The sequence below is a fragment of the Pseudomonas sp. CP-1 genome, from assembly GCF_021213715.1.
Taxonomy (GTDB): Bacteria; Pseudomonadota; Gammaproteobacteria; order Pseudomonadales; family Pseudomonadaceae; genus Pseudomonas; species Pseudomonas aeruginosa.
In genome coordinates, this window is the sequence record NZ_JAJQKY010000005.1 from 134,109 (window position 1) to 145,768 (window position 11,660).

8 protein-coding genes are annotated in these 11,660 nt (G+C 65.4%); 6 read left to right on the plus strand and 2 right to left on the minus strand.

The annotated features are described in order from the left end of the window. Positions 1–149: 149 nt before the first annotated feature. From LT948_RS12395 to LT948_RS12405, 3 genes are all read left to right on the plus strand, one after another. Entirely contained in the window at positions 150–1,640 is a 1,491-nt protein-coding gene (locus LT948_RS12395; RefSeq protein ID WP_021263112.1) for a flavin monoamine oxidase family protein, read from the plus strand. A 180-nt stretch (positions 1,641–1,820) separates the two neighbouring features. Next, entirely contained in the window at positions 1,821–2,390 is a 570-nt protein-coding gene (locus LT948_RS12400) for a cytochrome b (RefSeq protein ID WP_003111544.1), read from the plus strand. Positions 2,391–2,401: 11 nt separating this feature from the next. Beyond that, the gene (locus tag LT948_RS12405) at positions 2,402–2,977 is read left to right on the plus strand and encodes a YceI family protein (RefSeq protein WP_003084626.1); all 576 of its coding nucleotides are present in this window, start codon (positions 2,402–2,404) and stop codon (positions 2,975–2,977) included. A 68-nt stretch (positions 2,978–3,045) separates the two neighbouring features. Here the strand turns inward: LT948_RS12405 and mexR are convergent, their stop codons facing one another. Beyond that, positions 3,046–3,489, minus strand: a complete 444-nt coding sequence (gene mexR / locus LT948_RS12410) for a MarR family transcriptional repressor MexR (protein ID WP_004365054.1) — start codon at positions 3,487–3,489, stop codon at positions 3,046–3,048. Positions 3,490–3,763: 274 nt separating this feature from the next. Here mexR and mexA point away from each other — a divergent pair, with 274 nt between their 5' ends. Genes mexA through oprM form a run of 3 tightly spaced genes read left to right on the plus strand, consistent with a single transcriptional unit; the run spans position 3,764 to position 9,530 of the window. Next, positions 3,764–4,915 (plus strand): multidrug efflux RND transporter periplasmic adaptor subunit MexA, encoded by a 1,152-nt coding sequence (gene mexA / locus LT948_RS12415; RefSeq protein WP_003118819.1) that lies wholly within the window; start codon positions 3,764–3,766, stop codon positions 4,913–4,915. 15 nt (positions 4,916–4,930) lie between these two features. Further along, a complete protein-coding gene (mexB, locus tag LT948_RS12420) occupies positions 4,931–8,071 on the plus strand; it encodes a multidrug efflux RND transporter permease subunit MexB (protein ID WP_003107312.1) in 3,141 nt (1,046 codons plus the stop codon). A gap of 1 nt (position 8,072) precedes the next feature. Further along, complete coding sequence (oprM, locus tag LT948_RS12425) at positions 8,073–9,530, plus strand: multidrug efflux RND transporter outer membrane channel subunit OprM (RefSeq protein ID WP_023092313.1); 1,458 nt, start codon at positions 8,073–8,075, stop codon at positions 9,528–9,530. 95 nt (positions 9,531–9,625) lie between these two features. On the opposite strand, the gene LT948_RS12430 is transcribed toward oprM, so the two are convergent. Further along, positions 9,626–11,545: a DEAD/DEAH box helicase gene (locus tag LT948_RS12430; protein ID WP_003084635.1), complete on the minus strand. Its 1,920-nt coding sequence runs from the start codon at positions 11,543–11,545 to the stop codon at positions 9,626–9,628. Between the last annotated feature and the right edge of the window lie 115 nt (positions 11,546–11,660).

The window sequence follows — 11,660 nt, forward strand, 5'->3', positions numbered from 1 at the left end:
CAAAGCCTATGCAATGGGGGTGAGATGAACAACCCGGTGGGTTGGGACACATCCGACAGCAGCCGCCGACGGACTCCTATGGTGGCCCAAACGGCTCTGGCGTATGCTGCGCGCCGTTGCGTCTTTGCTTTTTTCCTGGGGAGTCCGGTATGTCGTTAAGGTGGCTGCGCGCCGCGGCGTTTCTCATGTTGGGGGTGTTCAGCGCGGTGGCGCTGGGCAAGGATAAACAGCCTACGGCGATCGTCGTCGGCGCGGGCCTGGCAGGCCTGAGCGCGGCCTACGAATTGCAGAAGAACGGCTGGCAGGTCACGGTGCTCGAGGCGCGGCCGCAGGTGGGCGGGCGTTCCGGCCTGGCCACCAGCGAATGGGTCGGCAACCAGAAGGTCCAGCCCACGCTCAATGCCTACCTGGACACCTTCAAGCTGAAGCCGGTGCCGGCGCCGGACTTCGTCCGCACCCCCAGCTACCTGATCGACGGCCTGTACTACAGCAGCAGCGATCTCGCGCTCAAGCAGCCGAACGTCGCCGCCGACCTCAAGCGCTTCGAGTCGACCCTGGACGATCTCTCGGCATCGATCTCCGATCCGCTCAACCCCGCCTCGAGCAATACCCTGTTCGCCCTCGACCAGATGAACGCCGCGCGCTGGCTGGACAAGCTGAACCTGTCGCCGACCGCGCGCCTGCTGGTCAACCAGCGTATCCGCTCGCGCTACGACGAACCGTCGCGCCTGTCGCTGCTCTACCTCGCCCAGCAGGGCCGCGCCTACCGTGGCGTCGATGACCGCGACCTGCGCGCGGCGCGCCTGCCCGGCGGCAGCCAGGTGCTGGCGGAAGCCTTCGTCAAGCAGATCAAGACGATCAAGACCAAATCCAAGGTGTCGAGCATCGTCCAGGCCAAGGACGGCGTCGCCGTCAAGGCCGGCAGCGAGACCTACAAGGCCGACTACGTGGTTCTCGCCGTGCCGCTGAAGGCGCTCGGCCAGATCCAGATGACCCCGTCCCTGAGCGGTACCCAGATGTCCGCGCTGAAGGGCACCAACTATGGCTGGCGCGACCAGATCCTGCTGAAGTTCAAGCGCCCGGTGTGGGACGACAAGTCGCGCCTCTCCGGCGAGATCTTCAGCGACCAGGGCCTGGGCATGATCTGGGTCGAGCCGGCGCTGAAAGGCGGCGCCAACGTGCTGATCAACCTGTCCGGCGACAACGCCCGCGTGCTGCAGGCTTTCGGCGACCGGCAGATGGTCGACCAGGTGCTGATCCGCATGAACAAGTTCTATCCGAAGATGCGCGGTGCCTTCGCCGGCTACGAAATTCGTCGCTACAGCGCCGACCCGGGCACCGGCGGTTCCTACCTGGCCTACGGTCCGGGCCAGGTGACGCGCTTCTGGCGGATCTGGGAACAGCCGCTGTCGCGGGTCGCCTTCGCCGGCGAGCACACCGATGCGCTGTACCCCGGCACCATCGAGGGGGCGCTGCGCAGCGGCAAGCGCGCCGCCAGCCAGGTGCGCGACCTGTACGCCGGCAAGACGCCGGTGATCGAGGGCGCGCCGATGGTGGCGAAGGCCGAGAAGGTAGCCGCACCGACGACCGGCGGCGAGAAGAAGAACCCGTTCGCCTGGTTCACCCGCCTGTTCGATTGATCCCCTTCGCCGGCGCCGGAAGCTCCGGCGCCTTGCGCTTCCCGGTTCGCAGCGCAATCCAGGGTTTTTTCTTAGCCTGCGAACCTATCTTGTGAATCGATGTTTCAAAGCAGAATTTTCTGCTTTAACTCGATGGATTTGCCGCTAGTCTTGAGGCTTCGCTTTTCAAGGAAGTTTTTCATGCAGTGGCGCAATACCTCATCCCGTTACGGCGTATTCAGCCTGTTCCTGCACTGGGGCAGCGCGCTGGTGGTCTTCGGCCTGTTCGGCCTGGGCCTGTGGATGCGCGAACTGAGCTATTACGACCCCTGGTACCACCCCGCGCCGGCGCTGCATAAAAGCATCGGCATCCTGCTGGCCATCGCCCTGCTGGTGCGGATCGTCTGGCGTTTCGTCAGCCCGCCGCCGCCGGCGCCGGTCAACCACGGTCCGCTCACGCGGGTAGCGAGCAAGCTCGGCCACCTCGCGCTGTACGGGCTGCTGCTGGCGGTGATCGTCGCGGGCTACCTGATTTCCACCGCCGACGGCGAACCGATTAGCGTATTCGGCTGGTTCTCCGTGCCGGCGACCCTCAGCGGGCTGCCCGACCAGGCGGACGTCGCGGGTGAAATCCATCTCTACCTGGCCTGGGCGCTGGTGGTCTTCGCCGCCCTCCATGCCCTGGCCGCCCTCAAGCATCACTTCGTCGACCGCGACCCGACCCTAAAGCGCATGCTCGGTCGCTCGTCGAATGATCAACAACCACGTTAAGGAGAATGTCCATGCTGAAGAAGACCCTTGCCGCGCTGGCGCTCGGCTCCGCACTGTTCACCGCCGGCCAGGCAATGGCCGCGGACTACAAGATCGACAAGGAAGGCCAGCACGCCTTCATCGAGTTCCGCATCAAGCACCTGGGCTATAGCTGGCTGTACGGCCGCTTCAACGACTTCGACGGCAGCTTCACCTTCGACGAGAAGAACCCGTCGGCCGACAAGGTCAAGGTGACCATCAACACCAACAGCGTGGACACCAACCATGCCGAGCGTGACAAGCACCTGCGCAGCGGTGATTTCCTCAACGTCAGCAAGAACCCGACCGCTACCTTCGAATCCACCGAAGTGAAGGCCAACGGCGACAGCGCCGACATCACCGGCAACCTGACCCTGAACGGTGTGACCAAGCCGGTCACCATCAAGGCCAAGCTGATCGGCCAGGGCGACGACCCGTGGGGCGGCTACCGTGCCGGCTTCGAAGGCAGCGCCACCCTGAAGCTGAAAGACTTCGGCATCAAGATGGACCTCGGCCCGGCATCCCAGGAAGTCGAGCTGCTGCTCTCCGTCGAAGGCATTCGCCAGTAAGCGGATACCTGAAACGAAAAACGCCGGCGATCGCCGGCGTTTTTCATTGTGCTTCGAAAAGAATGTTCTTAAATATCCTCAAGCGGTTGCGCGGCCAGGCATTGGTCGAGGAGATGCACCAGGGTGGCTTGTTCCTCCGGGGTGAGCGGGGCAAACAACTCGTCATGCACGCGTGACATGATGGCTTCCGCATGCTGGTGGATGGCCAGCCCCTCGTCGGTGAGGAAGAGCTGGAAGCTGCGCTGGTCGCTGGGGTTGCGCTCGCGGCGGACCAGGTTTCTTCCCTCCAGCTCGCGGATCTTCCGGGTGATCAGTGCCTTGTCGCGGCACATCTGGCGTCCCAGGTCCTGCAGGTTCAGCCCGCGTTGTTCGTCGATAAGCTTCAATACATGGACGTCGGGCGGGGTCAGGTCGAGTCGCTGGCAATCGAGCTCGCTCTGGATGCGCGTCCGCACATGCTGGAAGACCGCCATCAGCGCGGGCATCAGGTCGGGATTCACGGGGTAGTTCATTGGTTTGGCCGAGTAAACCTAATGTAAATGTGGTTGATCCAGTCAACTATTTTGCTTATTTTAGTTGACCTTATCAACCTTGTTTCAGGTTCTGAATATGGGCCATGGCGCCGGGTGGATAACCGGCCATCGAGCTAAAACGTTTCAGGTGTTTTCACGCGAGGCTTTCGGACGTTTACAAACACCTATGAATGTAAGTATTTTGCCTGCCTTCTTCGAGCCGGTGCAGCGCCTTCACGCTGCATCGGCCGCTTTCGCTCATGAGGACAACGCTATGCAACGAACGCCAGCCATGCGTGTACTGGTTCCGGCCCTGCTGGTCGCGATTTCGGCCCTTTCCGGGTGCGGAAAAAGCGAGGCGCCGCCGCCGGCGCAAACGCCGGAGGTCGGAATCGTGACCCTGGAAGCGCAGACGGTGACCCTGAATACCGAGCTGCCGGGCCGGACCAATGCGTTCCGCATCGCCGAGGTGCGTCCCCAGGTGAACGGCATCATCCTCAAGCGCCTGTTCAAGGAAGGCAGCGACGTCAAGGCCGGGCAGCAGCTCTACCAGATCGACCCCGCCACCTACGAGGCCGACTACCAGAGCGCCCAGGCCAACCTGGCCTCGACCCAGGAGCAGGCCCAGCGCTACAAGCTGCTGGTCGCCGACCAGGCCGTGAGCAAGCAGCAGTACGCCGACGCCAATGCCGCCTACCTGCAGTCCAAGGCGGCGGTGGAACAGGCGCGGATCAACCTGCGCTACACCAAGGTGCTGTCGCCGATCTCCGGCCGCATCGGCCGTTCCGCGGTGACCGAAGGCGCCCTGGTGACCAACGGCCAGGCCAACGCGATGGCCACCGTGCAACAGCTCGACCCGATCTACGTCGACGTCACCCAGCCGTCCACCGCCCTGCTGCGCCTGCGCCGCGAACTGGCCAGCGGCCAGTTGGAGCGCGCCGGCGACAACGCTGCGAAGGTCTCCCTGAAGTTGGAGGACGGTAGCCAATACCCGCTGGAAGGCCGCCTCGAATTCTCCGAGGTTTCCGTCGACGAAGGCACCGGCTCGGTCACCATCCGCGCCGTGTTCCCCAACCCGAACAACGAGCTGCTGCCCGGCATGTTCGTTCACGCGCAGTTGCAGGAAGGCGTCAAGCAGAAGGCCATCCTCGCTCCGCAGCAAGGCGTGACCCGCGACCTCAAGGGCCAGGCTACCGCGCTGGTGGTGAACGCGCAGAACAAGGTCGAGCTGCGGGTGATCAAGGCCGACCGGGTGATCGGCGACAAGTGGCTGGTCACCGAAGGCCTGAACGCCGGCGACAAGATCATTACCGAAGGCCTGCAGTTCGTGCAGCCGGGTGTCGAGGTGAAGACCGTGCCGGCGAAGAATGTCGCGTCCGCGCAGAAGGCCGACGCCGCTCCGGCGAAAACCGACAGCAAGGGCTGATCAAGGGGATTCGTAATGTCGAAGTTTTTCATTGATAGGCCCATTTTCGCGTGGGTGATCGCCTTGGTGATCATGCTCGCGGGCGGCCTGTCGATCCTCAGTCTGCCGGTCAACCAGTACCCGGCCATCGCCCCGCCGGCCATCGCCGTGCAGGTGAGCTACCCGGGCGCCTCGGCCGAGACGGTGCAGGACACCGTGGTCCAGGTGATCGAGCAGCAGATGAACGGGATCGACAATCTGCGCTACATCTCCTCGGAGAGTAACTCCGACGGCAGCATGACCATCACCGTGACCTTCGAACAGGGCACCGACCCCGACATCGCCCAGGTCCAGGTGCAGAACAAGCTGCAACTGGCCACCCCGCTACTGCCGCAGGAAGTGCAGCGCCAGGGGATCCGGGTGACCAAGGCGGTGAAGAACTTCCTCATGGTGGTCGGTGTGGTTTCCACCGACGGCAGCATGACCAAGGAAGACCTGTCGAACTACATCGTTTCCAACATCCAGGACCCGCTCTCGCGGACCAAGGGCGTCGGTGACTTCCAGGTGTTCGGCTCGCAGTACTCGATGCGCATCTGGCTCGACCCGGCCAAGCTGAACAGCTACCAGCTGACCCCCGGCGACGTGAGCAGCGCGATCCAGGCGCAGAACGTGCAGATTTCCTCCGGCCAGCTCGGCGGCTTGCCGGCGGTCAAGGGCCAGCAGCTCAACGCCACCATCATCGGCAAGACCCGCCTGCAGACCGCGGAGCAATTCGAGAACATCCTGCTCAAGGTCAATCCCGACGGTTCCCAGGTGCGCCTGAAGGACGTCGCCGATGTCGGCCTGGGCGGCCAGGACTACAGCATCAACGCGCAGTTCAACGGCAGCCCGGCGTCCGGTATCGCGATCAAGCTGGCCACCGGCGCCAACGCGCTGGATACCGCCAAGGCGATCCGCCAGACCATCGCCAACCTGGAACCGTTCATGCCGCAGGGCATGAAGGTGGTCTACCCGTACGACACCACCCCGGTGGTCTCGGCCTCGATCCATGAGGTAGTGAAGACCCTCGGCGAGGCGATCCTCCTCGTGTTCCTGGTGATGTACCTGTTCCTGCAGAACTTCCGCGCCACGCTGATCCCGACCATCGCCGTACCGGTGGTGCTGCTGGGGACCTTCGGCGTGCTCGCCGCGTTCGGCTTCTCGATCAACACCCTGACCATGTTCGGCATGGTGCTGGCCATCGGCTTGCTGGTGGACGACGCCATCGTGGTGGTGGAGAACGTCGAGCGGGTGATGGCCGAGGAAGGCCTGTCGCCAAGGGAGGCGGCGCGCAAGTCCATGGGCCAGATCCAGGGCGCGCTGGTCGGTATCGCCATGGTGCTCTCGGCGGTATTCCTGCCGATGGCGTTCTTCGGCGGCTCCACCGGGGTGATCTACCGGCAGTTCTCCATCACCATCGTGTCGGCCATGGCCCTCTCGGTGATCGTGGCGCTGATCCTCACCCCGGCGCTCTGCGCGACCATGCTCAAGCCGATCGAGAAAGGCGACCATGGCGAGCACAAGGGCGGCTTCTTCGGCTGGTTCAACCGGATGTTCCTTTCCACCACCCACGGCTACGAGCGGGGCGTGGCGTCGATCCTCAAGCATCGCGCGCCGTACCTGCTGATCTACGTGGTGATCGTGGCCGGGATGATCTGGATGTTCACCCGCATTCCCACCGCGTTCCTCCCCGACGAGGACCAGGGCGTACTGTTCGCCCAGGTACAGACCCCGCCGGGCTCCAGCGCCGAGCGTACCCAGGTGGTGGTGGACTCGATGCGCGAATACCTGCTGGAGAAGGAAAGCTCTTCGGTCAGCTCGGTGTTCACCGTGACCGGCTTCAACTTCGCCGGCCGCGGCCAGAGTTCGGGCATGGCGTTCATCATGCTCAAGCCCTGGGAAGAGCGTCCCGGTGGCGAGAACAGCGTGTTCGAGCTGGCCAAGCGCGCGCAGATGCACTTCTTCAGCTTCAAGGACGCGATGGTGTTCGCCTTCGCGCCGCCGTCGGTACTGGAACTGGGTAACGCCACCGGCTTCGACCTGTTCCTCCAGGACCAGGCGGGCGTCGGCCACGAGGTCCTGCTCCAGGCGCGCAACAAGTTCCTCATGCTCGCCGCGCAGAACCCGGCGCTGCAACGCGTGCGCCCCAACGGCATGAGCGACGAACCGCAGTACAAGCTGGAGATCGACGACGAGAAGGCCAGCGCCCTCGGCGTGTCCCTCGCCGACATCAACAGCACCGTGTCCATCGCCTGGGGTTCCAGCTACGTCAACGACTTCATCGACCGTGGCCGGGTCAAGCGGGTCTACCTGCAGGGCAGGCCGGACGCGCGGATGAACCCGGACGACCTGAGCAAGTGGTACGTGCGCAACGACAAGGGCGAGATGGTGCCGTTCAACGCCTTCGCCACCGGCAAGTGGGAATACGGTTCGCCGAAGCTGGAGCGCTACAATGGCGTGCCGGCGATGGAGATCCTCGGCGAGCCGGCGCCCGGCCTGAGTTCCGGTGACGCCATGGCGGCGGTCGAGGAGATCGTCAAGCAATTGCCGAAAGGCGTTGGCTACTCCTGGACCGGCCTGTCCTACGAGGAGCGCTTGTCCGGCTCGCAGGCGCCGGCGCTGTATGCGCTGTCGCTGCTGGTGGTGTTCCTCTGCCTGGCGGCCCTGTACGAAAGCTGGTCGATTCCGTTCTCGGTGATGCTGGTGGTGCCGTTGGGCGTGATCGGCGCGCTGCTGGCGACGTCCATGCGCGGCCTGTCCAACGACGTGTTCTTCCAGGTGGGCCTGTTGACGACCATCGGCCTGTCGGCGAAGAACGCCATTCTCATCGTGGAGTTCGCCAAGGAGCTGCACGAGCAGGGCAAGGGCATCGTCGAGGCGGCCATCGAGGCCTGCCGCATGCGTCTGCGGCCGATCGTGATGACCTCCCTGGCGTTCATCCTCGGTGTGGTTCCGCTGGCGATCTCCACCGGCGCCGGCTCGGGCAGCCAGCATGCGATCGGTACCGGCGTGATCGGCGGCATGGTCACTGCGACCGTCCTGGCGATCTTCTGGGTACCGCTGTTCTACGTGGCGGTCAGCACGCTGTTCAAGGACGAGGCGTCCAAGCAGCAAGCGTCCGTCGAAAAGGGGCAATGATATGAAAAGGTCCTTCCTTTCTCTGGCGGTAGCCGCTGTCGTTCTGTCCGGCTGCTCGCTGATTCCCGACTACCAGCGCCCCGAGGCGCCGGTAGCCGCGGCCTACCCGCAAGGGCAGGCCTACGGGCAGAACACCGGCGCGGCGGCCGTTCCGGCCGCCGACATCGGCTGGCGCGAGTTCTTCCGCGACCCGCAGTTGCAGCAACTGATCGGCGTGGCGCTGGAAAACAACCGCGACCTGCGGGTCGCCGCGTTGAACGTCGAGGCCTTCCGGGCGCAGTACCGCATCCAGCGGGCCGACCTGTTCCCGCGGATCGGCGTGGACGGTAGCGGCACCCGCCAGCGTTTGCCGGGCGACCTGTCGACCACCGGCAGTCCGGCGATTTCCAGCCAGTACGGGGTGACCCTGGGCACTACCGCCTGGGAACTCGATCTCTTCGGCCGCCTGCGCAGCCTGCGCGACCAGGCCCTGGAGCAGTACCTGGCGACCGAACAGGCGCAGCGCAGCGCGCAGACCACCCTGGTGGCCAGCGTGGCGACCGCCTACCTGACGCTGAAGGCCGACCAAGCGCAGTTGCAACTGACCAAGGACACCCTGGGCACCTACCAGAAGAGTTTCGACCTGACCCAGCGCAGCTACGACGTCGGCGTCGCCTCCGCGCTCGACCTGCGCCAGGCGCAGACCGCCGTGGAAGGCGCCCGCGCGACCCTGGCGCAGTACACCCGCCTGGTAGCCCAGGACCAGAATGCACTGGTCCTGCTGCTGGGTTCCGGGATCCCGGCGAACCTGCCGCAAGGCCTGGGCCTGGACCAGACCCTGCTGACCGAAGTGCCGGCGGGCCTGCCGTCGGACCTGCTGCAACGGCGCCCGGACATCCTTGAGGCCGAGCACCAGCTCATGGCCGCCAACGCCAGCATCGGCGCCGCGCGCGCGGCGTTCTTCCCGAGCATCAGCCTGACCGCCAACGCCGGCACCATGAGCCGCCAGCTGTCCGGCCTGTTCGACGCCGGTTCGGGCTCCTGGTTGTTCCAGCCGTCGATCAACCTGCCGATCTTCACCGCCGGCAGCCTGCGCGCCAGCCTGGACTACGCGAAGATCCAGAAGGACATCAACGTCGCGCAGTACGAGAAGGCGATCCAGACCGCCTTCCAGGAAGTCGCCGACGGTCTGGCCGCGCGCGGTACCTTCACCGAGCAGTTGCAGGCACAGCGCGATCTGGTCAAGGCCAGCGACGAGTACTACCAGCTCGCCGACAAGCGCTACCGCACGGGGGTGGACAACTACCTGACCCTGCTCGACGCGCAACGCTCGCTGTTCACCGCGCAGCAGCAACTGATCACCAACCGCCTCAACCAGCTGACCAGCGAGGTCAACCTGTACAAGGCCCTCGGCGGCGGCTGGAACCAGCAGACCGTGACCCAGCAGCAGACCGCGAAGAAGGAAGATCCGCAGGCCTGATCGCCTTCCGCGCCATGCAAGAACGCCGACCCTAGGGTCGGCGTTTTTTTATCCTCGCGGAAGTCGGCGGGTCCGCGTCACGGACCCGCTCGGCCTTAGCGGTTGCGGGTCAGCAGTGCGGGGCGCTCGCCCTTGCGCCGCGGCTCCAGCTCGTCGAGCTGCTCGGCGGTGGGGAAGCGATCCATGCGCACCAGGTCGCGCTTGTTGATCACCACCGGCTGGCGGCTCGGCTGCTTGCCGGTGCCGTACTCGGACGGCTCGCGCAGCGGCGCGTCGCTCATCCGCGAGGCATTCTCGCGACCCTGGCCGCGCGGCTTGCTGGCGCGCGGTTTCTTCGCCTTGCCCTGGCCGGCACCCTGACCGCGAGCGCCACCTTGAGCGGCGCCCTGGCTCTTGCCGCGAGCTTGGCCCTGGCCTTGGCCACGACCCTGCTGGCCGGTGCCGCCCTGGGGTTTCTGCTGGCCACCGCGGCGTCCGCGTCCCTTGTTTTCCTGACCCTGGTAGGGGCTGACGTAGTCGGCGCGGTTGCCGAAATTGTCGAAGTCGTCGTCGAGGAACTCTTCCGGATCGCGATTACCGTCGACTTCCGGCGGCCGATTGGGCTTGGCCGGACGCGCTTCGCGGCTCTGCCGCGGCTGCTGCGCTTGGCCGGCCTCGCGGTTTTCCTTGTTCTTGCCACCACGACGGCGGCGCTTTCCAGCCGGCTTCTCGGTACCGTCCTGGGCCGCAGCGACATTGCTGTCGGGGTTGCTCGCCTGGGCGTCTTTCGGCTTGCGCTCGCGGCTGCTGCGCCGTTCCTTGTCGCGGCGCGGCTGCTTCTGTGGCGCCTCGCGGGGCTCCGGCTGGGCCACCTCGGGCAGCACGGCCTCGGGGTCGAAACCCTGGGCATCGCCATCGGGAATACGCTGTCTGGTCATCTTCTCGATGGCCTTGAGCAGCTTCTCTTCGTCCGGCGCTACCAGCGAGATCGCCTCGCCGCTGCGTCCGGCGCGGCCGGTACGGCCGATGCGGTGGACGTAGTCTTCCTCGACGTTGGGCAGTTCGTAGTTGACCACATGGGGCAACTGGTCGATATCCAGGCCGCGGGCGGCGATGTCGGTCGCCACCAGGATGCGCACGTCGTTGGCCTTGAAGTCGGCCAGCGCCTTGGTCCGCGCGTTCTGGCTCTTGTTGCCATGGATCGCGGCGGCCGGCAGGCCGTGCTTGGTCAGGTACTCGGCGAGACGGTTGGCGCCGTGCTTGGTACGGGTGAAGACCAGCACCTGTTCCCAGGCGCCGACGGTCACCAGGTGCGCCAGCAGGGCGCGCTTCTGCGGCGCCGGCAGGCGGAACACGCGTTGCTCGATGCGCTCGACCGTGGTGTTCGGCGGCGTTACCTCGATGCGTTCCGGGTTGTGCAGGAGCTTGTTGGCGAGGTCGACGATGTCTTTCGAGAAGGTAGCCGAGAACAGCAGGTTCTGGCGCTTGGGCGGCAGCTTGGCGAGAACCTTCTTCACATCGTGGATGAAGCCCATGTCGAGCATGCGGTCGGCTTCGTCGAGGACGAGGATTTCCACGTGGGACAGGTCGACCTTGTTCTGCCCGGCCAGGTCGAGCAGGCGGCCGGGGCAGGCGACGAGTACGTCGACGCCCTTGGCCAGGGCCTGGATCTGCGGGTTCATGCCAACCCCGCCGAAGATGCAGGTGCTGTTCAGCGGCAGGTCGCGGGCGTAGACCTTGAAGCTGTCATGCACCTGGGCGGCCAGCTCACGGGTCGGGGTCAGTACCAGCACGCGCGCCTGGCGCGGGCCGTGGCGGTGTTCGCGGTCGGGATGACCGGCGGGGAACAGGCGCTCCAGTACCGGCAGGGCGAAACCACCGGTCTTGCCGGTGCCGGTCTGTGCCGCAACCATCAGGTCGCGACCTTGCAACACGGCGGGAATCGCCCGCTGTTGCACGGGAGTGGGCTGGCTGTAGCCCGCAGCCTCCACAGCGCGGGCAAGCGCCTCGGAGAGTCCGAGGGAAGAAAAGGACATGCGGGTTTTCCTATATGGGCCGGGGCGAGGCCGGCTGCTGTGAAATCACCAAGTTCTGCGAACTCCTGTCTACCTTCGGGCCCTGTCGGCCAGGGCGGAAGGTCTGGCCGCGGCG